At 64.3% G+C, this 22,044-nt stretch carries 31 protein-coding genes; 8 read left to right on the top strand and 23 right to left on the bottom strand.

All coding sequences use genetic code 11. The features are described 5' to 3' along the window. Window positions 1-12 precede the first annotated feature (12 nt). From MF606_RS06035 to MF606_RS05945, 20 genes are all read right to left on the bottom strand, one after another. A complete protein-coding gene (locus tag MF606_RS06035) occupies window positions 13-483 on the bottom strand; it encodes an NlpC/P60 family protein (RefSeq protein WP_240233794.1) in 471 nt (156 codons plus the stop codon). An 8-nt stretch (window positions 484-491) separates the two neighbouring features. Then, a complete protein-coding gene (locus MF606_RS06030) occupies window positions 492-1,382 on the bottom strand; it encodes a DUF2163 domain-containing protein (RefSeq protein WP_240232906.1) in 891 nt (296 codons plus the stop codon). Further along, window positions 1,379-1,999, bottom strand: a complete 621-nt coding sequence (locus MF606_RS06025) for a DUF2460 domain-containing protein (RefSeq protein WP_240232905.1) — start codon at window positions 1,997-1,999, stop codon at window positions 1,379-1,381. The genes MF606_RS06030 and MF606_RS06025 overlap by 4 nt, the downstream gene beginning before the upstream one ends. Before the next feature lie 174 nt (window positions 2,000-2,173). Then, entirely contained in the window at window positions 2,174-2,722 is a 549-nt protein-coding gene (locus MF606_RS06020; RefSeq protein WP_240232904.1) for a phage tail tape measure protein, read from the bottom strand. Beyond that, the gene (locus MF606_RS06015) at window positions 2,712-2,900 is read right to left on the bottom strand and encodes a rcc01693 family protein (protein ID WP_240232903.1); all 189 of its coding nucleotides are present in this window, start codon (window positions 2,898-2,900) and stop codon (window positions 2,712-2,714) included. Before MF606_RS06015 ends, MF606_RS06020 begins: the two co-directional genes overlap by 11 nt. After that, complete coding sequence (locus MF606_RS06010; RefSeq protein ID WP_240232902.1) at window positions 2,897-3,211, bottom strand: gene transfer agent family protein; 315 nt, start codon at window positions 3,209-3,211, stop codon at window positions 2,897-2,899. The genes MF606_RS06015 and MF606_RS06010 overlap by 4 nt, the downstream gene beginning before the upstream one ends. A gap of 150 nt (window positions 3,212-3,361) precedes the next feature. Next, window positions 3,362-3,775, bottom strand: a complete 414-nt coding sequence (locus MF606_RS06005) for a phage major tail protein, TP901-1 family (protein WP_240232901.1) — start codon at window positions 3,773-3,775, stop codon at window positions 3,362-3,364. Window positions 3,776-3,917: 142 nt separating this feature from the next. After that, window positions 3,918-4,307 (bottom strand): DUF3168 domain-containing protein, encoded by a 390-nt coding sequence (locus MF606_RS06000; RefSeq protein WP_240232900.1) that lies wholly within the window; start codon window positions 4,305-4,307, stop codon window positions 3,918-3,920. A 3-nt stretch (window positions 4,308-4,310) separates the two neighbouring features. Beyond that, window positions 4,311-4,652, bottom strand: coding sequence for a phage head closure protein (locus tag MF606_RS05995; protein WP_240232899.1), 342 nt, complete (start codon window positions 4,650-4,652; stop codon window positions 4,311-4,313). Then, the gene (locus MF606_RS05990; protein ID WP_240232898.1) at window positions 4,649-5,215 is read right to left on the bottom strand and encodes a head-tail connector protein; all 567 of its coding nucleotides are present in this window, start codon (window positions 5,213-5,215) and stop codon (window positions 4,649-4,651) included. Before MF606_RS05990 ends, MF606_RS05995 begins: the two co-directional genes overlap by 4 nt. Window positions 5,216-5,479: 264 nt before the next feature. Then, the gene (locus MF606_RS05985; protein ID WP_240232897.1) at window positions 5,480-6,700 is read right to left on the bottom strand and encodes a phage major capsid protein; all 1,221 of its coding nucleotides are present in this window, start codon (window positions 6,698-6,700) and stop codon (window positions 5,480-5,482) included. Window positions 6,701-6,710: 10 nt separating this feature from the next. After that, complete coding sequence (locus tag MF606_RS05980; protein ID WP_240232896.1) at window positions 6,711-7,187, bottom strand: HK97 family phage prohead protease; 477 nt, start codon at window positions 7,185-7,187, stop codon at window positions 6,711-6,713. Beyond that, window positions 7,187-7,315 carry a hypothetical protein gene (locus MF606_RS21605; protein WP_275693127.1) on the bottom strand — a complete coding sequence of 43 codons (129 nt, stop codon included), beginning with the start codon at window positions 7,313-7,315 and terminating at the stop codon, window positions 7,187-7,189. Before MF606_RS21605 ends, MF606_RS05980 begins: the two co-directional genes overlap by 1 nt. A gap of 4 nt (window positions 7,316-7,319) precedes the next feature. Continuing rightward, window positions 7,320-7,508 carry a hypothetical protein gene (locus MF606_RS05975; RefSeq protein WP_240232895.1) on the bottom strand — a complete coding sequence of 63 codons (189 nt, stop codon included), beginning with the start codon at window positions 7,506-7,508 and terminating at the stop codon, window positions 7,320-7,322. 2 nt (window positions 7,509-7,510) lie between these two features. Further along, complete coding sequence (locus MF606_RS05970; RefSeq protein WP_240232894.1) at window positions 7,511-8,665, bottom strand: phage portal protein; 1,155 nt, start codon at window positions 8,663-8,665, stop codon at window positions 7,511-7,513. A 209-nt stretch (window positions 8,666-8,874) separates the two neighbouring features. Beyond that, a complete protein-coding gene (locus tag MF606_RS05965) occupies window positions 8,875-10,131 on the bottom strand; it encodes a DNA-packaging protein (RefSeq protein ID WP_240232893.1) in 1,257 nt (418 codons plus the stop codon). Beyond that, entirely contained in the window at window positions 10,109-10,531 is a 423-nt protein-coding gene (locus MF606_RS05960; protein WP_240232892.1) for a hypothetical protein, read from the bottom strand. Before MF606_RS05960 ends, MF606_RS05965 begins: the two co-directional genes overlap by 23 nt. A 262-nt stretch (window positions 10,532-10,793) precedes the next feature. Continuing rightward, on the bottom strand, window positions 10,794-11,180 hold the full coding sequence (locus tag MF606_RS05955) for a DUF2147 domain-containing protein (RefSeq protein ID WP_240232891.1): 387 nt from the start codon (window positions 11,178-11,180) through the stop codon (window positions 10,794-10,796). 140 nt (window positions 11,181-11,320) lie between these two features. Next, the gene (locus MF606_RS05950) at window positions 11,321-12,580 is read right to left on the bottom strand and encodes an Hsp70 family protein (protein WP_240232890.1); all 1,260 of its coding nucleotides are present in this window, start codon (window positions 12,578-12,580) and stop codon (window positions 11,321-11,323) included. Between the two features lie 315 nt (window positions 12,581-12,895). Beyond that, entirely contained in the window at window positions 12,896-13,552 is a 657-nt protein-coding gene (locus MF606_RS05945; RefSeq protein ID WP_240232889.1) for a diguanylate cyclase domain-containing protein, read from the bottom strand. A gap of 216 nt (window positions 13,553-13,768) precedes the next feature. On the opposite strand from MF606_RS05945, the gene MF606_RS05940 reads away from it, so the two are divergent. Continuing rightward, window positions 13,769-14,662, top strand: a complete 894-nt coding sequence (locus MF606_RS05940; RefSeq protein ID WP_240232888.1) for a DMT family transporter — start codon at window positions 13,769-13,771, stop codon at window positions 14,660-14,662. On the opposite strand, the gene MF606_RS05935 is transcribed toward MF606_RS05940, so the two are convergent. Further along, entirely contained in the window at window positions 14,659-15,114 is a 456-nt protein-coding gene (locus MF606_RS05935) for a YcgN family cysteine cluster protein (RefSeq protein ID WP_240232887.1), read from the bottom strand. The genes MF606_RS05940 and MF606_RS05935 overlap by 4 nt on opposite strands. 133 nt (window positions 15,115-15,247) lie before the next feature. On the opposite strand from MF606_RS05935, the gene MF606_RS05930 reads away from it, so the two are divergent. From MF606_RS05930 to MF606_RS05900, 7 genes are all read left to right on the top strand, one after another. Continuing rightward, window positions 15,248-17,410, top strand: a complete 2,163-nt coding sequence (locus MF606_RS05930) for a transglycosylase domain-containing protein (protein ID WP_240232886.1) — start codon at window positions 15,248-15,250, stop codon at window positions 17,408-17,410. A gap of 35 nt (window positions 17,411-17,445) precedes the next feature. Beyond that, window positions 17,446-17,697: a type II toxin-antitoxin system RelE family toxin gene (locus MF606_RS05925; protein ID WP_338084418.1), complete on the top strand. Its 252-nt coding sequence runs from the start codon at window positions 17,446-17,448 to the stop codon at window positions 17,695-17,697. A gap of 9 nt (window positions 17,698-17,706) precedes the next feature. After that, window positions 17,707-18,036, top strand: a complete 330-nt coding sequence (locus tag MF606_RS05920) for a helix-turn-helix transcriptional regulator (protein WP_240232885.1) — start codon at window positions 17,707-17,709, stop codon at window positions 18,034-18,036. 116 nt (window positions 18,037-18,152) lie between these two features. Further along, a complete protein-coding gene (locus MF606_RS05915) occupies window positions 18,153-18,725 on the top strand; it encodes a DUF1214 domain-containing protein (RefSeq protein ID WP_240232884.1) in 573 nt (190 codons plus the stop codon). Then, window positions 18,725-19,267, top strand: coding sequence for a DUF1254 domain-containing protein (locus MF606_RS05910; protein ID WP_240232883.1), 543 nt, complete (start codon window positions 18,725-18,727; stop codon window positions 19,265-19,267). The genes MF606_RS05915 and MF606_RS05910 overlap by 1 nt, the downstream gene beginning before the upstream one ends. A 30-nt stretch (window positions 19,268-19,297) precedes the next feature. Next, window positions 19,298-19,603, top strand: a complete 306-nt coding sequence (locus MF606_RS05905; RefSeq protein WP_240232882.1) for a metallophosphoesterase family protein — start codon at window positions 19,298-19,300, stop codon at window positions 19,601-19,603. A 27-nt stretch (window positions 19,604-19,630) separates the two neighbouring features. Continuing rightward, on the top strand, window positions 19,631-19,996 hold the full coding sequence (locus MF606_RS05900) for a VOC family protein (protein WP_240232881.1): 366 nt from the start codon (window positions 19,631-19,633) through the stop codon (window positions 19,994-19,996). A gap of 6 nt (window positions 19,997-20,002) precedes the next feature. Here the strand turns inward: MF606_RS05900 and chrA are convergent, their stop codons facing one another. Continuing rightward, window positions 20,003-21,214 (bottom strand): chromate efflux transporter, encoded by a 1,212-nt coding sequence (gene chrA, locus MF606_RS05895; protein ID WP_240232880.1) that lies wholly within the window; start codon window positions 21,212-21,214, stop codon window positions 20,003-20,005. Between the two features lie 100 nt (window positions 21,215-21,314). After that, a complete protein-coding gene (locus MF606_RS05890; RefSeq protein ID WP_240232879.1) occupies window positions 21,315-22,004 on the bottom strand; it encodes a TetR/AcrR family transcriptional regulator in 690 nt (229 codons plus the stop codon). Window positions 22,005-22,044: the final 40 nt, after the last annotated feature.

Raw genomic sequence — 22,044 nt, 5'->3', positions numbered from 1 at the left:
GGGGGCCTGACTTCAGAGTTCGGAGAAGGCCCCTTCACCCGGCGCTACGCGCCGACCTCTCCCCAAGGGAGAGGTAAGAACCTCAGGAAACCGGAACCGCCCTTTGACCCGCGTGACCCAGGCCTCGGTCAGGTTCGCCTCGACTACGCCCAGCCGCTCCTGCGCATGGATGAACCAGTCCGGCCCCAGCAAAATCCCGCAATGCTTGGGCTCCGCGGCGCCGTTTAGCCGAAACAGCACCACCTGCCCCGCCGCCAAAGGCCCGTGCTCGGCCAGCAGAAATTGCTCCGCGGCCAGCCGCAACGCCCCTGCGTTCAACGGATCGCGCATGCCCGGCCGATAGGCCGGCATGGCCATTGGCTCATCGCCATAAAGCGCTCGCCACACCCCACGCAGCAAACCGAGGCAGTCGCACCCGGCCCCGGGCGTCGATGCCTGGTGGCGATATGGCGTCCCCAGAAATGCCCGCGCTGCCGCAACCACTGCCGCGCTCACTTGACCACCGCCCGGCCATCAAGCGCGTCCTGATTGCGCGGGTGCCGCAGCACGAAGTCGCTGCCCGGAATATGCGGAAAGCCCCGAAAATTGACCGCATTTGCGAACTTGGCCTTGCAGGTGGCAAACCGCCGATCGCAACCGGCCGTCACGGTCAGCGTATCGCCCACCGCCACCCAGTCGCCCACCTTGACCGAAAAGCCCAGCACGTCCACGCCACCGATCCGGGTATGGGTGGTGACGCCATCGCTCATTCCAACCCGTCGCCCGTCCGTCCACACCGCAGAGCCAAAGCCGAACCAGTCGGCCGCAAAACCGCTCAGCCCCGAGACGACGATGCGATAGGGATCATCGAACCCCGTCACCGTGGCAAAGCCGCGAAACGCCGGCGCCGCCACGTTGACCCCGCAGCGGCCATCCCCCAGCGCCGCATCGCACAGGCCCTGATAGACACGGCCATGCGTGGCATTCAGCCCCTGCTGTGCCGAGCGAAGTTCTGCCCGGAACACCCCGTCCTCGCGGATAATTTCGCCAATCGTATCGCTCCGCAGCAAAACCCGCTGGCTCACATCGCCCCAGTTCACCCGCCAGGTTTCGATCGCGGCGCCGTCATAACGACCCAGCAGAATATCATCCTCGGTAATTGCCTCGGCATGGAGCACGCCCAGCACCTCGCTGGTCTGCACCTGGGCCCCCAGCCGAGACGGCATTTCGCTGCCATCCAGCCCATGCGCCGGCACAAACTCGGTGCCGCCAAAGCTCAACGTCCGGTCGTGATCGGTAAAGCCCAGCACAGCCCCATCCACCCGCACCAGCTTCCAGCAGTGGCACAGCGTCGTCTCGCCCTGCGCTATATGCGCCGCGAAACCCGCATCGAGCGTCCTCATGGCAGGATCTCCACCAGCGGAATGCTTGGAGCCTCGGCACCATCGAAGCTGGTGAGTTCCACATCCAGCCGATCGCTATCGAACCGCACCGGCACATCGAACAGAAATCCCGCCGTCACCGCCGCCCCATTGGCCGGCGCCACGTTGAAGCCAACGACGCCGGTCGAGACATCCACCGTCCAGCCGCTCGACAGTGCCACCCCCGCCACCGCCACCCGTACGCTGCCCGCCACCGGCTTGGTGATCGGCCGAAGGTACGGATCGAACGACGCGCCATATCGTTTGGTCAGTTGAAAGCTGGTCTTGCTGCCGTCCCCGGTCCCGATCGCCTGGTCCAACGCCGTCGGCACGCCGCCATTGCTGGAAAAATCCAGCCCGTCGCGCCACAGAAACCCGTGTAGCCGCCCGCGCCGCTCCTCGAAGAATGCAAGCACTGCGGCCATATCGGCCCGCGACTTGACGCCGTATCCGGCATTGTAGCGCCGGCGCGAATGGTGCCAGCGGCCATTGCGCTGCTCGCCACCGCCCGCCAGCGTTACCACGTCAGTCTTACGCTCCGGCCCACCCCGCGCGCCCAGCGCGACATCGAGCGGGAAGCGAATGGGGTGGAAGGCCATGAAAACTCTCTCTGTCTATGGAACACTGAACAACCAGTCGACACCCTCCCCCTTGTGGGGAGGGATCAAGGGTGGGGTGGATTGGCCCTGATATCGGGGCTCGCACCCCCTCCCCCCCCCATCATGGGGGAGGTGCCGTTCGAGTTTGCGGTGAGGACAGCGCAAGACTCCCAGCTACGACGCCCGCGTCCCGCGCTTCACCGCGCGCAACAGCATGGCGCTGAGTTCGGCCTCGCTCGCGGCAAAGCTCCGCGCGTCGCTGGCGGTCACGTTGAACGTCACGTTCACCGCGCCGCCACCGCCCGCCACACCCAGCCGCCCATCGGAGCCGCGCTGCAGCGGCATGATGGCTTCGGCCCCGGCCTCGCCCATCAGCCCCATGCCATTGCCCAGCGGAAAATAGCTCGGCGTCGCGATCACCCCGCCCTTGGCGAAGGGTGTCACATTGCCGAGCGCCGGATTGGTTCCGGCAAACAGGTTCCCGATCAATCCGCCGAACAAGTCGCCCAGCGGTTTGATCGCGGCTTTCAGCGCAATATCGGCAAAGCTGCGCGCGATATCGCCCAGCACCGATTTGAGCGACTTGCCTTCGAGCAAAGCCCCACGGAAACCGGCGCTGATCGAGCGCGCCACGCCACTGGCCAGATCCTCGATGCGCTCAAGCTCCAGCTTCGTATCGCTCAGCTCATCGCGAAAACTGTCGGGAAAGAAATCATCGGCCATCGGGAAAGCGCTCCATCAATCCATTGAGCTCATCGCGCGCCAGCGAGCCACGATCGCCAATCACAGCGCCCCAGGCCGAAGCCAGTTCGCGCGGCGTCATGCGCCAGAAGTCGCGCGGCGGCAGCCGCAATACGCCCAACCCGAACCGCATTGCCGCCTCCCACGGAAACGGTGTCATGCGGCTTCTCCAAACGTCGCCCTCAGCAGCCGCGCGGCGATCTCCGCCGCACCCTTGAGCCCGCCCTCGATCGACAGCCGCGCCAGGTCGTCATCGCTGACGGCATTACCACCGCCGCGCAGCCCCGCCCCCAGGATCGCCGTAAGATCCCGCGCCGAAACCCGGCCCGACGAGAACCGCTCGGCCAGCCCGACGAGGTCCCCCGCCTGCAACCGCGCCTCCAGCTCCGCCAGTGCCCCCAGCGTCAGGCACAGTGTGCGGGCCTCCCCGCCAATGACGGCGTCAATTTCGCCTCGTTGTGGAATGGCCATGTTTGTTCCTGTTGGTTTGATAACCGTCCTACCCACCGGGTCATTCCGGCGAAGGCCGGAATCCAAGTCCGGCAACCTCGGCAAACTCAGTGTCCCGGGTGATATGCGGACATGGATCCCGGCCTTCGCCGGGATGACATCTTGGATGCCCTAAATCACCGCAAACGTCATTTCCCCGGCGCTTTCCAGCGCCAGGTCGAACGTCACTTCTCCGGCGTGATCGGCCGAAAACTCCAGCGCCACGATCTGGAACGGCCCCTCGACCGTACCGAAATCAGGCAGGATCAATTGCCAGTTGCGGATCGTCCCGGCGAAGAACAGCGCCCGGATCTGCGCATCCGACGCGCCATCCTTGAACACGCCCGCCCCCGAAACCGAGGCCCGCTTCACCCCGCCACCGGCGAGCAACTCGCGCCACCGCCCGGCGCTCTCCTGATCCGTCGTATCGACGGTCGAGGCATTGAATGCCAAGGCCCGCGTTCGCAGCCCCGCCACGGTGAGAAAGCTCCCCGACCCGGTCTGGTCGAGCTTGAGCAACATATTCTTCCCGCTCTGAGCGGCCATGTGATTGTCTCCGAACTTTCCGCAAATTGGATCGTCACCCTCGGGCTTGACCCGAGGGCTCTAAACTTGCTGTACGTCGGTTGAGTGCAGTGCCCTCGGGTCAGGCCCGAGGGTGACGCGCAGTTGGCGTGGCTAACGCGGCCTACTCGCTCATAAACCGCAGCGTCACCGCCGCCCGAGCCCACCCGGTGTCATCGTCGATCACCGTCTCGGTCCGCACATGCTCGCGATGCGTCACGACAAGCCCCACCGCCGTCAGCCCCAGCGCCACCGCGATCACCCGTTCGGCCATGTCCAGCGCCCGCTTGCGACTCGGCTGGTCGCCCCAGCAATGCAGCAGCATCCGATGCTCCTGGCCCGGCGCCGCATCGCCATCGCGCGTGAGCACATCGTGCCTGGCGATCACCACATAGGGCGCCGCCCTGCCCTTGGGCGCCGCGTCGAACACAGCATTCCCCACCAGCGCCGCCAGCGCCGCGTCGCTCTTCAGCGCCGTCACCAGCGCGCCCTGCAACAGGCTGATCGGATGCATGGTCTACCCCGTAAAACTGGTTTCGCTGCAGGTGCAGCTCAGATAAGCCCGCCGCCCATTGAGGTCGGCAGCGCTCACCACATCGAGTGTCCGCCCGCGATAGACCATTCGGTCCCCTGGCTTTACATCGGTGCGAAACCGCAGCACGACCGAATGCGTAATCTCGACCGCGCGCCCGTCGGCGCTGGTGCCCTGCCGTCCGCTCAGGCTGCGCACGCGGGCCCAGATGCTGGTCACCGGAACGAACAACGTGGCGTGCCCGCCTTCGTCCTCGCCGGTCATCTCGCGCCGCTTGAGCTGCACCCGATCCGTCAATGTGCCGATCGGCGGCACCCGCTCGCTCACAGCCGCACCCGCTTATGCGCGGCCACCAGCCGCTCGAAGCCCGATGGCACTACAGTGCCCGAACCGGCCACGATCACCGCATCGCGATGTTCGAACCAATAGGCGACGAGCACCAGCAGCGCCTGGCGGATATCGCGGGGAACATCGCCTGGCTCGGTGCCGAACCCCGCGACATAGTCGATCTCGATCCCCTGCCGCTCGCGTAATGCGGGCATGCCCGCCACATCGGCCGGCAGCAGCAGCCGGTCCGGCTCGCTCATGAACTGCGCCAGCGGCACCAGATGCGCCCCGCCCGCCGCGTCGAACGCGGTGATCTCGGTCACTTCAATGAACGGCGTTACCGGCAGCTTGACTGTCCGGCTCGCCGGCCAGTCATCGAGCACCACGCGCCAGCTCTGCGCCAGCAGCGCCCTGCCCGTCACACCCTCGATATGCAGCCGCGCCGCCCCGATCAGCGTCGTGATCAATCCGTCTTCAGCCGTGTCATCGACCTTCAGAAACGCCTTGGCCTCGACAAGCGAAACCGGCTCCTCCGCGGGCCCCGCGAGAAGGTAGGAAGTCATTGTTGTGCCTTTTGGTTTTTGTGGGAGCCCTAGCCCCGATGTCATTCCGGCGCAGGCCGGAATCCATGTCCGTGGTCCGCCGCATCACCCAGCCCGAGGCCCCGCGCCTGGATTCCGGCCTGCGCCGGCATGACACCGCGTGTGTGGCAGGCTCAGGCCCCTCCACGCCGTCACCACCCGGCTTGTCCGGGTGGTCCATCGCTCAGCCTTTGCTGCTGCATGGATTGCCCGGACAAGCCGGGCAATGACGGCGGAACGGAGCCGCTACGAGACGGCGAATTTCAGCAGCTTGATCGCGTCAAAATCCGCAATGCCGCCACCAACACGCTTGGTCGTGTAGAACAGCACATACGGCTTGCTGCTGAACGGATCGCGCAGCACGCTCACGCCCTGGCGATCCACAATCAGATAGCCCCGGCGGAAGTCGCCGAACGCAATCGACAGCGAGTTCGCCCCGATATTGGGCATATCCTCGGCCTCGACCAGCTCGAACCCCATCAGGCGCGCCTTGCCATCAGCGGTCGCTGCCGGCTGCCACAGGTAATTGCCGTCGGCATCCTTGAGCTTGCGCAGTGCGCCCTGCACCTTGCGGTTCATCACCCAGCTGGCGTTCTGGCGATAGCCGGCCTTGAGCGCATAGACCAGATCGATCAGCACGTCGCTGGCATTGCTGGCCGGCAGCGCGCCGGCTACGCCAGTGGGGATATAGCCCAGATTGCCCCAGCTCCAGCTCGTCTCCGCCACCGCCGTTGCCGTCAGGAAGCCCTTGGGCTTGTTGACGCCATCGCCGGTGACGAAGGCGGTGGTTTCCTGCGCCGCAAAGGCTGCGTTGACCTCGTCGGCAATCCACTGGCCGACATCCACGGCCGCATCGTCGAGGAACGCCGACGTGGCCGCCGGCATGGCATAGAGTTCCATGGTCGGGTAGCTCAGCTCGGCCAGCGTCTGGCTATTGGTGGTCGGCCGTGCCGCCGTCTCGCCCACCCAGCCAACTGCCGGCCCCGTCACCGAAATCGGCCGCTTGTAGACGGCGCCAGACACCTGCCGCACGCCGGCAATGGCGCGGATCGGCGATACCGCCGTCATCAGCCGGGTGATTTCGGTCTCGGTCTCTGATGGCACCACATAGCCGCCATCGGCGCCGACGCCAGTCGACAGCGCCTTTTCCTCGCCGCGCTTCACATAGGCGCTGAACGCTTCCTTGTATTCGCGGTCCAGATGCACGGCCTTGCCGTCGAGCAGCGGACGGGCACGGTCGACGAGCGCGCGATCCATGGCCGCCTTCTGGCCATCGAGCACGGCATTCAGCCGATCCAGCTTGCCTTCCAGCAGGCCATCGGCCGAGCCGCGCTTTTCCAGTTCGCCCAGGCGCTGGTCGTTGGTTGCCTTGAACTCCTCGAAGGCATGCGAGAATTCGGCGAAGAGAGCGCCAATATCGCTCCCCGCGCCGGCCTTGGTTTCAAGGCCGTCACTGGTCATATCCATGCAGATGTCCTTATCGGTTGCGGATGGTTTGGGTGGCGGCCGCAATGGCGGCGCCGGTCGAAAGCGATGAGGGCGCAATCCGCGCGTCCTCCATCATCGGAAAAGTCACGATCGAAATTTCGAACAGGTCGATCTGCCAGAGCTTGCGCTTGCCGCCCTCGCGGGTGGCCTTGACGGTGCGGAAGCCGATGGAGAGCCCATCAAGCGCGCCGTCCTCGATCAGCCGCCGCAGCGCATCGGCCCGCTCGACGCCCGCCACCAGCCGTCCGGCTACGAACAGCCCATGGCTGTCCTCGCCGATCGCCTCCCAGGTGCCGACCGGCTCCTTGGGGTCATGCTGAAACAGCAATCGGATGCGATCGCGCCGTTTCGTCAGGCTCTTGGCAAACGCCCCCGGCATGACGATATCGCCGCCGGCATCGACCCGGTTGAACACGCTCGCATAGCCCGAAAACCGCCCGTCCCCATCAATGGGAATGGAGGCCATCAGCGCTTGCCCACCGGCTTGGCCGCAGTCTTGCCCCCAGCCTTCGAGCTGGCCAGCGTTCCCGCCAAATTCCAGACAAACTGCCGGAACGTCTGCTGCGCATTTTCACGATTGTGCTTGTTGGCCATGGCGTTACTCGTCCTTCCTGAAAAGCCGATTCAAATTCGCGATCTCCTGCACGAACTCGTTGAAGTGTTGATTCACCTTGGCCATCTCCCGCAGGCTCCACACGAGAAGGGCACTCGCGCCACTCGCCCAGAGAAACAGCGCGAGGTGTGCGAGATCACCCCGCTCGATGACCGTTTTGGTTAGGTCGTCCATAATCAAACCCCCAACATCGCCCGCTTCTCTGCGTCGCTCAAAAACTCCGCCGCCCCAACCCGGCTCCACAGCGCCGCACGATCCTCGGCCAGCGCCTCGACCCCGTCGAAATCCGGCACCACCACCGCCCCTCCAAAGCCCGGCGACAACCAATTGCTCAGTTCGTCCGCCACCCGCACCACCAGCGGGATCAGCGTCTGCCGCCACAGCGCCCGATTAGCCTCGGCCAGGTTGGCGTAGGTGTTGTCGCCGGGTATGCCGAGCAGCATGGGCGGTACGCCGAAGGCCAGCGCGATATCCCGCGCCGCGGCATGCTTGGCCTCGATGAAGTCCATGTCGCGCGGCGATAGCGCCATCGCCCGCCAGTCGAGCCCGCCTTCGAGCAGCATCGGCCGCCCGGCATTGCCCGCCCCGGAGAAATTCTCCTCCAGCTCGGCCTTGAGCCTATCGAACTGATCCTCGGTCAGGCTGCCATTGCTGGTGGAATAGACCAGCGCCCCCGATGGCCGTGCCGCATTGTCGAGCAGCGCCTTGTTCCATTGCCCGGCGGCATTGTGAATATCGAGGCTGGTCTGCGCCGCCTCGAGCGGAGCCATGCCGTAGTGGTCGTCAAGCGGATGAAACAGCGCCATGTGCAGCACGGAAGGCACCACGCCCTCGTCCTGCCGCAGCCGCAGGGTGCGCCCTCCGGCTGTATAGTCATAAGCGATCGGCCAGCCATCACCGCCAGCCACCACCTTCATGCGATCCGGCCGCAGGCAGAACAGTCCCTTGACCTCGCCATCGACCAGCCCCGCCTGCAGATAGGCATTCCCCGCCGTCTGCAGATAAGCATAGACCGCCTCCAGCATTTCCCCGCCCGATTGCCGCCCATTGGGCCGCGCCAGCAGCGTCGCCAGTGGATGTTCGTCGACGCGCCGGCCATTCTCCTGCACCACCAGCGGCACCCGGTTGGCCGTCTCGGCGATCAGCCGCACGCAACGATACACGACAGGGTTCCGCGCAAAGCCCTGGTTGACCAGGCTCACAAAACCCCGATTGCTCCATTGGGCCGCCCCAAGCTGGCTAAGGCTGAGGAGCGTCTGCCCATTGCCCGATTTCCGTTCGGCGGGCGTGTTTGTCTGCCCGCCCAGCAGGCGGCTGATCCAGTTCGGCATGTTGCTGTTCCTATAGCGAGCAGTGACCTATCCGTCGGTCACCCTCCCCCTTGTGGGAAGGGAAGCGAGATAGGACTTAGCGTCAGCGAAGTCCGTAAATCGAGCAGGGTGGGGGTATCTCTCCACGAGTCCGGTGGGTGTGGCCCACCCCCACCCTTGATCCCTCCCCACAACGGGGAGGGTGTCGACTGACTACACGGTGGCAATACCTAAAGCCCCCGCACGCGTGGTCGGCTCTCGTTCAGCAGCAAATCCGTCACCGCCCACACCAGCGCATCCACGCGGTCGGGCGAATGCCCGTCACTCTTGCCATCCGGCCCAAACGCGCACATCTCATCCTCCAGCGCCGTCAGCCCATCGACATGGCGCACCAGCCCGCGCCCATAGAGCGCGGCCACCGGCTCCGCCCGCAGCCACTTGCCCCTGTTCGCCCGCACCGCGCGCACCGGCACCTTGGCGTCAACCTGCCCGATCAGCTGTTGCACCAGATCACCGCCCTGGTTGACCTCGACCACGATGGCATCGGCCCCATGCGCCTCGAACGCCGCCACTGCCCGCCGCGCCCAGTCCAGCGGCGCCGCCGGTTTCAGCGTCCGATCTTCCAGTATCACCACGCCGTCGCCGACCCGGCCCGCCACCACAATGCCGCAAGCATCCGATCGCGCGGTTCCCGTCACCGGCGGATCGACCGCCACGACGATCCGGCCAATGTCCCCGCCGTCAAACCGCCTAAACATGCTCCGCTGCCACAAGGCGTCGGGCATATCCTCGATCAATTCCCCATCCAGTTCCTGCCGCCCCAGCACCGAGCCGCGGTAGCGGCCAACCACCTCTTCCATGAAGTCGGGAGCCAGATGCGCCTTATTATCTTCGGTCCGCATCCGGCTAACCACCGTGCGCGGGTCGCCAATCAGGCGACGCAGCAATGCTGTCGGCCTTGGCGTCGTCGTTGCCAGTTGCTGGGGCTTGTCACCAAGCCGCAGGGCAAATTGCAACATATCCCAGGCCGCCTCGGCATTGGGCCATTTGGCGACCTCGTCGCACCAGGCGGCCGCAAATTGCGGGCCGCGGAAACGATCCGGATCAGAGGCCGAGAATAGCGTGGCTTCCACGCCATTCCTCCAGATGAGCTGTGCACCGCGAATTGTCGGCCGCTCGTCGTCACGGCATACCGACAAAATGCCGCTTGGCCCGCGGACCATCACCGCCATCGCCTCCACCATAGTTTCGCCTACCAGCGCGATCGGCGAAACCTTGCGAGCAACGAGGCGTCGAACCCACTCGGCTCCGGTTCGCGTCTTGCCGCAACCGCGCCCGCCCATGAACAGCCAGGTCGTCCAGTTTCCATCCGGCTCCCTTTGCTGATCATAGGCCCACTCCGACCAATCGAAGTATCGATTATAGGCCTCGTCGTCGGAGAGGGCAGCGACGACAACGGCGCCCTCAACGGCGGTTGAACTGGTCAATTCGTTTGGCCAGCTTGTCGCGAATGTCGCGCATGTCGCGCTTCTCTCGCGGTGCATCCACCTTCGTCTCCTCGTTGGCAATGGTTGAGATCTTGTCGAAGTTCTTGATCAGTTCGGTCAATTGTTGTGCTTCCTTGTCGCCCAGCGTTTCGCCACTCGTATTGGCGAGCTTGGTCACCTGTCTTTCCAACACGGCAAAGAGCCGCCCCAGAGTGGAACGCTGCCTGTTGGCCTTGTTGGCCAGTCGCGAAATCCAGCGCTCCTTGCGGTAACGATTTTCGAGCGAGCCCTTGGTCACGCCGAAACGCACGCAGATTTCGCGGATGGTTTCTTCGCCATGCTCATAGGCGCGGCGGATCGCCACCCAATCACGGCTGTCGTGAGGTTTTGGCGCTGTCATGAAATCCTCGGCTGCTCTAAAGGGGCAACCGGCTCATCGCCGCCTCACCCACTTTTCCGACCATGCCTGAACTATACAGGACCAGCGTCACGCGGGGATTAGATGGATAAGTTTCTTGCTGTTGGAGTGGCGCTCGCCACCCACAGATCGTCACCCTCGGGCTTGACCCGAGGGCTCTGCGCCTAAGCACGGCAAGTGTAGCCCCCTCGGGTCAAGCCCGAGGGTGACGATCGCGTGAGTGGGAACCGCGCAGGCAGCTCACTCAAAGCCGGAAGAAATCCACCTTCTGGCAGGCGATCAACTGGCAGCCCGATAGCGAAAGCCTGTCGTCACTGACCAGCGTCACCGAGCCGGAAACGGTGTGGCCGTCATATCTTACGGTGCCACGCCACTTGTTCTCGGCCGTCGCCTTGGCGCCCTGCACCACATATTTGTTGAGCAGCGCCAGGTTTTCCGGCGTCTGGGCATCCTTGCGCAGCCAGGTGAGCTTGGCACAAAGCTGGGTGCCGTCGCCGCAATAGCTCACTGTGTAGCGCGACTCACCGGTTGAGGTCTGCCAGGTGCCGACCGGGGTCAGATCCCCAGCGAAAGCGGGTGCGGCGACAAACAGGGTCAATGCCGCGGCGGCGATGGTTTTCACGAACGTCATGGTCGTCTCCTCGACAACTGTTTCACGGGTTGATCGAGCAAATGCCATGGGCGGCCTGAACCGTTGGGGGCCGGGTCGTTTAACTGGCGTTCATCTGTGGCGGGAAGTGTGGGCTGCCCCACGGGACCCTGAACGTCCCCCTACCCCCCAAACTTCCGCTTCGCATCCATTGCCAGTCCCAACCCCACGCTGCCCAACACGTCCGTACGCACCAAATCCGCCTCGGGGAACAGCGCCTCCAGCCGTCCAGCGATAGCGGGCACCTGCGTCGAGCCGCCCGTCAGAATCAGGCTATCCACTGCGTCGGCGCCAATTCCCGCCCGCCGCAGCGTTTCTTCAATCGTTGATTCAATGCGTTCCACCGAGCTGGCCAGGGCCGTGGTCAAGTCATTGATCGTCATCACGGTTTCGATGCTGCGCTCGCGCACCGGAAAGGCGAACTCCGTCGCCTCGACATCCGACAGCGCAATCTTGGCCGCTTCCACCGCGCCGACCAGCCGATGCCCCAGCCGATCCTCGATCAGTTCAATCATCATCTCCACCCGCTCGGGCGCCCGCGCCTCACGCTTGGTGCCACGCAGGTCGCGCAGCGTCTGGGCATTGTAGAGCCGATTGATACGATGCCAGGTCGAGAGGTCGTAATAGGGGGCGACCGGCAGGTGCCGCTTGCCGTCCTTGTTCATGGTGCCCAGCCCAAGCTCCGGCATAACCTTGGTCATCGACAGCAGCCGGTCGAAATCGGTGCCGCCGATGTGCACGCCAGCGGTCGCCAGAATGTCTGCACTGCGGTCGGTGGCGCGCGCCCGCTCCGGCGATACCCGCACCACCGAAAAGTCCGACGTACCGCCGCCGAGGTCGACGATCAGTGCCAGCCGCTCCGAATTGACCTGCCGCTCATAGTCGAGCGCTGCCGCAATCGGCTCGAACTGAAAATCGATATGCGTGAAGCCCTGTGCCCGCACCGCGCCTTCAAGCTGGCTCTGCGCCGCTGCGTCGGCGACCGGATCGTCATCGACGAAATGCACCGGCCGCCCGCAGACCACACTGTCGACACCCTCGCCCAGCTCGCTCTCGGCGCGCCGCTTCAACTCGCCAATGAAAATGCCGAGAATTTCGAGAAATCCATAGCTGCGCGCCTTGACCCGCGTGGTGTCGCCAATCAGCCCCGTGCCCAGCACGCTCTTGAGCGAGCGCATCAGCCGGCCCTCGGCCCCCGTGACATATTCAGCCACCGCCTGGCGCCCGAAATGCAGGCTGTCATCCTCGAAGCCAAAGAAGATCACGCTCGGGATCGTCGGCTTGCCGTCCTCCAGCCCCAGCAATTGCGGATGCCCATGCTGGTCGACGCGCGCAAAGGTCGAATTGGACGTGCCAAAGTCGAGGCCGCAAGCAAGGGTCATGGCATCCATCCATCATGGGGAAGCGCCATGGGGCGGCGCGCAAGGGGACGCGTTCCTTAATGGGTAAGGCCGGGTGTGGCAACCCAACGAGCGCAGGACCAAGATGGGTAGCTCGCTTGCCCGATCCCTCAGTCGGCCACCTCCCCCTTGTGGGGAGGGAAGCGAGATAGGACTTAGCTTCAGCTAAGTCCGTTGAATCGAGCAGGGTGGGGGTATCTCTCCGCGAGTCGGATGCTTGTGACTCGCCCCCACCCTTGATCCCTCCCCCTGGGGGGAGGGAGACGACTGGGAGGCTGGGTCAAAAGCGATGCAGTCTCACGCAGCCTTGCGCTTGCGCTCCTGCGCTGGCCGCAGGTCCACGGCCTCGATGCGGCTCAGGCCCTTGCGCTGCGCCTTCTTCAGCGCCTCTGCTGCCGCTTCGAAGAATTTCTTGTCGTAGCCGCCATGCGGATTGGTCACGGCCAGTCCCATGCTCACGGTCACGATGCCGGCATGGCTTTCCTTGTGCGCCAGGCTCAGTTTGCGGATAGCTTCGGCGATCTTGGCGGCACTGGCCCGCGCCATCAGCACCGGCAGGTCCGGCAGTACGATCACGAAAGTGGCCCGGCCCAGCCGCAGGCAAGTGTCGCCGCTACGCGGCAGGGCATCGGTCACCGCCCGCATCGTCGCCAGCACGCAGTCGTCAGTGGCGGCCTTGCCATAGGCGTTGAAATAGTCGGTCATGCGGTCGATTTCGATGACGAGTAGGCTTAGCGAGACCTTGCGCGCCGCGGCATTATGCCAGCCATGCACCAGCTCTTCCTCGATCCGGGCGCCAAGCTTGGGCTTGATGCCGATCGAGCGGGCGATCGCCGCTTGCCCGTAGGCCGGGGACCGCTGCTGATCCCGCACCGGCCGCAACGCGCCCAGCGCCGAACGCACACGGGTCCAGAAAGCCCCGTTGGTTTCTTTGACAGTCGCCGCGTCGGTCATCTGGTGCCCATCCTAGGCCAGCCCACAATGGCTGGATCAGGTCACAATATGGTTAATGCCGTGTTAATACTTAGGGCGCGGACGAGACCGCGCGCAGACAGTCCACCAAAAAACCGCGCCATGCCTCCGGTTTTTCTTTCCCTCATATCGGGCTATGGCCTAGTCCATCAACATGCAGTCCAGCGTCGGCCGGGCTTGAGGCGGATGAGGCTGGTTTTGCTGCGCAACAAATCTTTCGCGGGTACGGTGGGCGGCTTGGCCGCCGTGCTCATCTGGTCGCTGACCGCGCCGGTCATCGCCCTGGCCGTGGGCATAGATCCGTTTCTCTACGTCACGCTGGGTGACGGCATTGGCGCGCTGGTCTTCGTCGTGCTGTGGGTGGCCCGCCGACACAATCCGCTGCCGGAACTCAAGACCATTCCGCTCTGGTTCTACGGCCTGGGACTGATCGGCATCAGCGTCCACAACCTGACCTGGGTAGCGGCGCTACAGCAGGCCCCGCCGCTCGAAGCGACCCTGATCATCTATACCTGGCCGCTGCTGGTGATCGTCTTCACGACCATATCGCTGGGCCAAAAATTTCGCTGGTTCCACATCGTTGCCGGTCTTCTGGGCATGGCCGGCATCGCCGTGCTCCTCATGGGGCGCGGGCTGGGCATTGGCGGGTTCAACCTGCTGCCGGGTCACGGCTGGGCCCTGGTATCGGCGCTGACCTGGAGCGTCTTCTCCGCCGTGTCGGCGCGCTATCCCTACCTCACCAGCAGTTTTCTGGGCGTCGTCTTCTTCCTCAGCATGGTGATCAACGGCGCGGTCTGGTTGTTCTACCAAGGCGCGCCGCTGGCACCGACCCAGAGCCTGTGGATCGCCGGGACCGCGTCGATCTTCTTCGCGCTCGGCTATGCCATGTGGGATTTCGGCATGAAGCACGGCAATTCCCAGTTGATCGGCGCCATCAGCTTCCTCACCCCGGTGCTGACAGCGGTCTATCTCGTCCTGCTCGGCAAGGCCGATCTCACCGTCTACCTGCTGGCATCGCTCGCCCTGGTCGTGGCGGGGATCGCCGTCGCCAAATACGGTCCGATGCTGCGCTCGGAGAAGGCACAGCCCTAGAGGCTCTCCGGCGGTTCCCATTCGGGCCAGTCGACGGCGTGCTCTTCCCAGGTGTCAGGCTCAACCTCGGTTTCGAGGAAGGTCCGGCCCTTCACCGATACGCCCACATCCACCACTGTCTGCGGATCGCCCGAGATCAGTGGGTGCCACCAGGCCAGGCCCTTGCCTTCGGCAATGCGACGATAGGCGCAGGTGGTAGGGATCCACTTGATCTCGGTCACGTTCTGCGGCGTCAGCTTGATGCAGTCGGGCACCTTGGCCTGGCGTCCCGGATAGTCGGTACAGGCGCAGGTATCGCCGTCGAGCAGCTTGCAGCGCACGTCCGAGGTGATGAGGATACCGGTATCCTCATCCTCGAGCTTGATCAGGCAGCAACGCCCGCAGCCGTCGCAGAGGGCTTCCCACTCCGTGTCGGTCATTTCATCAAGCGTTTTTTCGTCCCAAAAGGCCATCTTAACCCGGTGCCGGTAAGCTTGTTGCCGGTTTGCTCTTGTCCGGCGGCAAGCGCAATCATATTCCAGCGATTGTGTTGCCTTGACGCCGGGATGCGGACAACAGTCCGTGAGGCGTTGTCGGGGAATTCCGGTGCAGGATCCGTTCTATACCAAAGAGAAGCGCAAGAAGAGCTCCAGCATGCTGGCAGCCGACGCGTGGCTCGATTCCTCTCTCTACGAGTTCGGCCAGTCGCTCGGCCGGGGCTGGACGAGGTTCCAGGACATCATGTCCGTCTTCCACGTCTCGGGCATCAAGCGCTTCTTCGTCGAAATCCTCAGCGACGGTTTCTCCTTCTTCGCCATAGGCTGCGTATTGATGGTGGCACTCGCCCTGCCGGCCTTCGATGCCACCGCGTCGGGCGAGTTCAACAAGGCCGAGGACTACTCCGTCGTCTTCCTCGATCGCTTCGGCGCCGAAATCGGCCGTCGCGGCATCCGCTCGGATGATTCCGTGGCGCTCGCCGACATGCCCGATTACCTGATCAAGGCGACGCTCTCCACCGAAGACCGCCGCTTTTACGATCACTTTGGCATCGACGTGGTTGGCACCTTGCGCGCGCTGATGAGCAACGCGCAGGGCGACAATTCCACCCAGGGGGGCTCGTCGATCACCCAGCAGCTCGCCAAGAACCTGTTCCTCAGCTCGGAACGCACCATTGAGCGCAAGATCATCGAGGCCTTTCTCGCCGTCTGGCTCGAGTGGCATTACAGCAAGGACGAGATCCTCAAGCTCTACTTCGACCGCGCCTATATGGGCGGCGGCAATTTCGGCGTCGTTGCGGCCTCCGACTACTACTTTGGCAAGAAGGTGCAGGACATAAGCCTGGCTGAAGCGGCCATGCTGTCTGGTCTGTTCAAAGCCCCGACCCGCTATGCGCCGCATGTCGACCTTGCCGCCGCGCGCGGCCGCGCCAATCTGGTGCTGTCCAATATGGTGGCTGCCGGCTTCCTCACCGAGGGCCAGGTCACGGCCGCCCGCCGCCACCCCGCGACGCCGATCGACCGCATCGCCGATGCCAATTCGCCCAACTACTTTCTCGATTGGGCCTTCGAGCAGTCCAAGACGCTGATCGAGACCCACAATCATACGTCCAACAATTTCGTGGTGCGCACCACCATCGACAACACGCTGCAGAAATACGCTGAGGAAGCGGTGATCTCGACCGTGCGCGAAGGCGCCGAGCAGTATGACGTCGAACAGGCTGCCATGGTCGTCACCGATACCAAGGGCGCCATCCGCGCCATGGTCGGCGGCATGGACTATGGCAAGAGCCAGTTCAACCGCGCCATCGTCTCCACCCGTCAGCCCGGCTCGGCCTACAAGATCTTCGTCTATTCCGAAGCCTTCGAGCAGCTCGGCCTGACGCCTGCTGACATGATCACCGACCGCCCGGTGTGCATCGGCGACTGGTGCCCGCAGAATTACGGCCGCAATTACAAGGGCACGGTGACCCTCGCCAGCGCTTTCGCCCAGTCGCTCAATACGGTGCCGGTGACGCTCTCGATCAAGACCGGTCGCGATACCATCGCCGCGCTCAGCCACCGCATGGGCCTGCAGGCCGACTACCCCGTGACCCGTTCGCTGGCGCTCGGCGTCGCCTCGGTTTCGGTGCTCGACATGACCTCGTCCTACGCCGTGCTTGCCAATGACGGCTATAAGACCCCGGCCTTCGGCATCACCCGGATGACCACTCTGAGCGGAGAGCTCGTCTACGAAGCCGACCTCTCCGCCCCCCGCGAGCGCGTGCTTAGCGAAACCACGGTCGCCAACATGAACAGCATGCTGCGCGGCGTGGTCACAGGCGGCACTGGACGCCGCGCCGACGTGCCGGGCGTACCCGTCGTCGGCAAGTCCGGCACTACCTCATCTTATCGCGACGCCTGGTTCTGTGGCTTTACCGGCAATTACGTGGCCGCCGTCTGGTTCGGGAATGACGACTATCACCCCACCAACAACCTGACGGGCGGCACCCTGCCGGCCATCGCCTGGCAGAAGTTCATGGCCTACGCCCACACCAATATCGACATCGAACCGGTCTTCGGCGTCGACTTCGTGCCCGAGCCGACCGTCATCGCCGATGCCGATCCCGCCGCCGTCGAGGAAACTGTGGCCGAGCGGCCACCCAGCCTCACCCCCGCCGCCGCCCGCAAGTTGGTCGACCTCGCCGACCTCCTCAACGCCACCCTCACCGCCGGCGGCATCACCACCGAAGCCCGCGCAGCCGTGCCTGCGGTGGCAACGGAGGGGTTGTAGCCCTTGACTGCGGAGTAGCCAATAGCTACATTTCCATGGTGAAGCCCATCACGTACCGCCCTGCGGCGACCAAAGCGCTACGCAAGATGCCGGCCAACTCGGCCCTGCGGATCGTCGCGAAGATCGAAGCATATGCCGCCGACCCGTCGTCTCAAGCGAACAACGTGAAGGCACTGAGGGGACGTGAAGGCATCCGGCTTCGTGTTGGCGACTGGCGTGTCATCATGATTGATGACGTCGTGCTGGATGTCCTCGAAGTCGGTCCTCGCGGCAGCATTTATGACTAGGAGGCGGTTATGACCGAGATGATCACTATTCCGCGCGCCGAGTATGAGCGTCTGCGCGAAGCCGCGGAGGATCTGGCTGACCTCGAGGCATATGACCGGGCAGTTGCCGCCGGTGGCGAGTCAATGCCTGCGGAGTATGTCAAACGCATGATTGGTGGCGAAAGCCCCCTGCGCGTCTACAGGGAGTATCGCGGCTTAACCCAGGCCGCCCTTGCCGAACGTTCCGAGGTCAACCGTGTGCAGATCGCCGATATCGAAGCCGGCCGGAAGACCGGCTCCGTCGCCACCCTCGGCAAACTCGCAACGGCGCTTGGCGTGACCATCGACGATCTGGCTTGACCACCCGATCCGCCCTTCCGCCCGTCCCACCCCCTTGCTATAGCCTTAGCCAGCCACTCCCCGCGCGCAGGTCCACGCCGCCCATGCCCCTTCACGCATCTTCGAGCCGCTGAGCCGTGCGCTTTGTCCTCTACCTGCTGATGATGATCGCCGTTGCCCTGAGCGTCGGCTTCGGGCTCAGCTATTACGCACTGACCGACGGGCGGCTGTTCGGCGTCGCCCGGGTCGGACCGTGGACCGCTTGGCCGGATGTTGGCGCCCCCGCGCCCAACCCCTATACGCGCGGCCACCTAGCCCGAGAGGCCAGCCTGCAATTGGGGCAGGCCGAAGGGCTGCAGTTCACCGCCAGCACCGATAGCGACGGCCAGCCGCTGGTCCGCGCCTGCGGTTATCATATATCTGGCAAAACGCCGCTGGCCACGTTCTGGACGCTCGTGGCGATCGACGCCAAGGGCGCCAATGTCGCCGTGCCCGATGGTGATCTGGCCATGCGCTCGAGTAGCATAGCCCGCACCAATGATGGCGATCTGACGATCAATATCGGCACGCGCCTCATGCCCGGCAATTGGCTGGAACTGACGGGCGATGGCCCGATAACGCTGGTGCTGACGCTCTACGACACGGCGGTGTTCTCCGGCTTTTCCAGCGACGAATCCATGCCGGCGATCGAGCGGGGGGAATGCACATGATGCGTTTCCTGCTTTGGTTACTGGGTGGCGTGGTGCTTGGCGGCATCATCCACATCATCGTCATCCTCACCCTGCCCTTGCTGACCGAGGAAACGGTGTGGACGCGCGCCTCGGCCTTCGAGGCCGACAACCGCGTGGTCATCCTGCCGCCAGTCGAGGCCGGCGCGCCCAATCCGCTCGATCTGGACCCCGATCTGATCTACGGCCTCTGCGAAATCGACCTCGCGAACGGCCCGGCCTATGTCAGCGGCATCCTGCCCGACGCGTTCTGGTCGGTTGCCCTGTTCAACGAGGCCGGCGTCATCGTCTATTCGACCACCAATCGCGATGGCATCGGACAGACCCTTGAGCTCGGTGTCTTCAACGCCGCCCAGACCCGCCTGCTCGCGCAACAGGAGCTCGACGTGGCCGAAGGGCTGCTGGTAGTGGAATCAGCCTCCAACAAGCTCTTCGTCCTGATCCGCCTCGCGCCACCCCACCAAGCCATGCGCGCCCGCTTCGAAGCCAAGCTATCGGAAGCGAGCTGCGGTACGAAGAGCTGATCCGGTTTGGCGTGCTGAAGTGAGAACGATGTGCTCATAGCGCAAATTTCGGACATCCATGCCAGTGCAGGAAACGCCAATCTCGAGGCTTGGGGCAAGGCCGTGGCCTGGCTGAACACCCTCGCCCCCGACGCTGTTATCATCACCGGCGACATCGTCGGCGATGGTTGGGCGACGGGCTACGATGCAATGCTCGACCGGTTGTCAGTGCTGGACTGCCCTGTCTTCGCCCTCCCTGACCGCAATCTGGACGCCCGGGTCCTCCTGGGCCGAACCGAGCACCAGACGTTGGCCCAGTTGCTCCCTCATCACGAATGGCCAGCACCGCTCGCCTGAACGATTTTCCTGTTCAAGATGGATCGAATGAACCTGATCGCCCATGTCGAAATCCCCGTCACCAACCTTGAGCGCGCCATGCAGTTCTACTCTGCGGTTCTTGGCGTGACGTTTGGTGAGATCGCCGACATCCACGGCAACAGGATGGCCTATTTTCCGTTCGAGGCAGGTCAGGACGGCGCCAGCGGTGCACTGGCCGAGGGCCAAGTCTATGTGCCGACCGTCAACGGCGCCATCGTCTATCTGAGCGTTACTGACATCGACGATGTGCTGGCAAAAGCGGAGGCACAGGGAAGCGCCATTCTCTTCCCCAAAACCGCGATTGGCGACAGTGCATTCGTCGCCGAGATCGCCGATAGCGAGGGCAATCGCATCGCCGTCCAGACGGTGTGAGGCACGCTAACCGACAGCGCCAATCGCGCCACCTGCCGCCGCCAGCAGCAGCACAACGATCCAGGGCGGCGCTTTCCAGGCTACCAGCAGCACGAAGCCGGTGACGGCCAGCACGAAATCTAGCGGTCGCAAGATTGCGCTGGTCCAGACCGGGTCGTAGAGCGCGGCGCCCAATATCCCCACCACGGCAGCATTGGCGCCGCGCATGCCCGCTTGTGCCCATGGCCGGCTGCGGGCGGCGTCCCAGAATGGCAGCGCCCCGACCAGCAGCAGAAAGCCCGGCAGGAAGATCGCGACCAGCGCGATAGCCGCGCCCAGCACGCCATCGGGCGGCAGGCTGCCGGACGCGCCCAGAAAGGCGGCAAAGGTGAACAGCGGTCCCGGCACGGCCTGTGCTGCGCCATAGCCGGACAGGAAAGCATCTTTGCTCACCCAACCGCTCGCCACCGTCTCGGCATCGAGCAGCGGAAGCACTACATGTCCGCCGCCAAACACCAGCGATCCGGCGCGATAGAAGGCATCGAACACGTCGATGCCGTGGGCCCCGGTGTTGGCGGCCACCAGAGGCAGGCCAACCAGCAGCAGCGCGAACAGCCCCAGTGCCGCGAGGCCGGCTGTCCGGCTCACCGGAAAGCGCAGCATTCCAGCCGGCGCGGCCACCGTATCGCGGCATAACCACAGCCCGGCCAGGGCGCCGAGGGCGATGGCAATGACCTGTCCCATGGCTCCGGCCAGCAAGACGACCAGCGCCAATGCCGCCACGGCGATTCCGGCGCGCTGTCGATCCGGCGCCAGGCTTTTGGCCATGCCCCACACCGCCTGCGCTACCACCGCCACGGCGACGATCTTGAGGCCATGCAGCACCCCTTGCGCAAACGGTCCATCAAGCGCCGCAGCACTGAGGGCAAAAGCCACCAGCAGGATTGCCGAAGGCAGGGTGAAACCCAGCCAGGCCGCAAGCGCACCGAGCGGCCCCGCCCGCCACAGACCCAGGGCAAATCCAACCTGGCTCGATGCCGGCCCCGGCAGAAACTGGCACAGCGCCACCAGGTCGCCATACCCCTGCTCGTCCATCCAGCGGCGGCGGACGATCAGCTCGTCGCGAAAAAACCCAAGGTGCGCGATCGGCCCGCCAAACGAGGTCAGTCCGAGCTTGAGGAACACAGTGAGCACTTCGGCCGGCGAGCCGCTGCGGCTGGTCGTTTCGTGCAAGTACATTCCCCCACCTTGCCGTTAATTGGCAGCGCTAGTCGGTGTCACCCATCCTACGTAAACGCAACGGGATTACGACACCGCGGCTTGGATCGTGCGTTTCCGCTTAATCCTCGATCGGCAGCAGCGCGTCGACATATCCGGGCTCCACAAACTCAATACTGCCATCGGGCATTCCCAGGATGCGATCAATGATGACGCCCTGGAAGGTCATCGCCTCTTGCAAGGCTTTGTTGGCCGCGGCCCGGTCTTGTCCTCGGGCGGCAAGAGCGGCCGCCACGGTTTCATGACTCATGCTGCCCAGCGACAGAACCGCCTCGGCGGCGACCCGGGCGTTGGGCACGTTGAAGCTCCCATCCTGCTGCCCCGCTTCGATGATTTTCTCAAAGTAGGGCAGCACAGTCTGGATGTTGGTGCGCCTGATCCGCTCATAGAGCGCAATATTTTCCGGCCGCATCAGCGTCTCGAACGCTGCTACCAGCCCACTTGCCGTCTCGCGCTTGAAGTGGCGCAGGCCGCGCAATGATTGGTTGAGCTGTTCGAAGGCCGTCAGCCCCGGCCATGCCATCACCGTCTCCAGTACCGACACCGATACTGCGGCCAGTCGGGCATTGAGCGCCTGGAGCACGTCCTCCTTAGCGCCGAAGTGATGATAAAATCCGCCCTTGGAAACGCCTGCCGCCAGCATCAGGTCCTGTACGGTGGTCGCCTCATAGCCCTTGGTGAAAAACAGGTGCTGCGCGCAATCCAGGATTTGTTCCCGTCGCGCTTCGGCACTCAGATAGGCCCGTGTCACGTCGAAAACCCTCTAAAACCGACCGTCGGTTTGTTTCTCA

Origin of the sequence: Devosia lacusdianchii (assembly GCF_022429625.1) — a bacterium.
Lineage (GTDB): Bacteria > Pseudomonadota > Alphaproteobacteria > Rhizobiales > Devosiaceae > Devosia > Devosia lacusdianchii.
Note: the sequence above shows the minus strand (reverse complement) of the source record. Positions and strands in the feature narration are given on the sequence as shown.

What these genes read in the sequence shown, in the direction of transcription:
- MF606_RS06030 (WP_240232906.1), bottom strand. Translation starts at nt 1,382, where the DNA reads ATGAGGACGCTCGATGCGGGTTTCGCGGCGCATATAGCGCAGGGCGAG.
- MF606_RS06025 (WP_240232905.1), bottom strand. Translation starts at nt 1,999, where the DNA reads ATGGCCTTCCACCCCATTCGCTTCCCGCTCGATGTCGCGCTGGGCGCG.
- MF606_RS06020 (WP_240232904.1), bottom strand. Translation starts at nt 2,722, where the DNA reads ATGGCCGATGATTTCTTTCCCGACAGTTTTCGCGATGAGCTGAGCGAT.
- MF606_RS06015 (WP_240232903.1), bottom strand. Translation starts at nt 2,900, where the DNA reads ATGACACCGTTTCCGTGGGAGGCGGCAATGCGGTTCGGGTTGGGCGTA.
- MF606_RS06010 (WP_240232902.1), bottom strand. Translation starts at nt 3,211, where the DNA reads ATGGCCATTCCACAACGAGGCGAAATTGACGCCGTCATTGGCGGGGAG.
- MF606_RS06005 (WP_240232901.1), bottom strand. Translation starts at nt 3,775, where the DNA reads ATGGCCGCTCAGAGCGGGAAGAATATGTTGCTCAAGCTCGACCAGACC.
- MF606_RS06000 (WP_240232900.1), bottom strand. Translation starts at nt 4,307, where the DNA reads ATGCATCCGATCAGCCTGTTGCAGGGCGCGCTGGTGACGGCGCTGAAG.
- MF606_RS05990 (WP_240232898.1), bottom strand. Translation starts at nt 5,215, where the DNA reads ATGACTTCCTACCTTCTCGCGGGGCCCGCGGAGGAGCCGGTTTCGCTT.
- MF606_RS05985 (WP_240232897.1), bottom strand. Translation starts at nt 6,700, where the DNA reads ATGGATATGACCAGTGACGGCCTTGAAACCAAGGCCGGCGCGGGGAGC.
- MF606_RS05980 (WP_240232896.1), bottom strand. Translation starts at nt 7,187, where the DNA reads ATGGCCTCCATTCCCATTGATGGGGACGGGCGGTTTTCGGGCTATGCG.
- MF606_RS21605 (WP_275693127.1), bottom strand. Translation starts at nt 7,315, where the DNA reads ATGGCCAACAAGCACAATCGTGAAAATGCGCAGCAGACGTTCCGGCAG.
- MF606_RS05975 (WP_240232895.1), bottom strand. Translation starts at nt 7,508, where the DNA reads ATGGACGACCTAACCAAAACGGTCATCGAGCGGGGTGATCTCGCACAC.
- MF606_RS05970 (WP_240232894.1), bottom strand. Translation starts at nt 8,665, where the DNA reads ATGCCGAACTGGATCAGCCGCCTGCTGGGCGGGCAGACAAACACGCCC.
- MF606_RS05960 (WP_240232892.1), bottom strand. Translation starts at nt 10,531, where the DNA reads ATGACAGCGCCAAAACCTCACGACAGCCGTGATTGGGTGGCGATCCGC.
- MF606_RS05955 (WP_240232891.1), bottom strand. Translation starts at nt 11,180, where the DNA reads ATGACGTTCGTGAAAACCATCGCCGCCGCGGCATTGACCCTGTTTGTC.
- MF606_RS05950 (WP_240232890.1), bottom strand. Translation starts at nt 12,580, where the DNA reads ATGACCCTTGCTTGCGGCCTCGACTTTGGCACGTCCAATTCGACCTTT.
- MF606_RS05945 (WP_240232889.1), bottom strand. Translation starts at nt 13,552, where the DNA reads ATGACCGACGCGGCGACTGTCAAAGAAACCAACGGGGCTTTCTGGACC.
- MF606_RS05935 (WP_240232887.1), bottom strand. Translation starts at nt 15,114, where the DNA reads ATGGCCTTTTGGGACGAAAAAACGCTTGATGAAATGACCGACACGGAG.
- MF606_RS05925 (WP_338084418.1), top strand. Translation starts at nt 17,446, where the DNA reads ATGGTGAAGCCCATCACGTACCGCCCTGCGGCGACCAAAGCGCTACGC.
- MF606_RS05920 (WP_240232885.1), top strand. Translation starts at nt 17,707, where the DNA reads ATGACCGAGATGATCACTATTCCGCGCGCCGAGTATGAGCGTCTGCGC.
- MF606_RS05910 (WP_240232883.1), top strand. Translation starts at nt 18,725, where the DNA reads ATGCGTTTCCTGCTTTGGTTACTGGGTGGCGTGGTGCTTGGCGGCATC.
- MF606_RS05900 (WP_240232881.1), top strand. Translation starts at nt 19,631, where the DNA reads ATGAACCTGATCGCCCATGTCGAAATCCCCGTCACCAACCTTGAGCGC.
- chrA (WP_240232880.1), bottom strand. Translation starts at nt 21,214, where the DNA reads ATGTACTTGCACGAAACGACCAGCCGCAGCGGCTCGCCGGCCGAAGTG.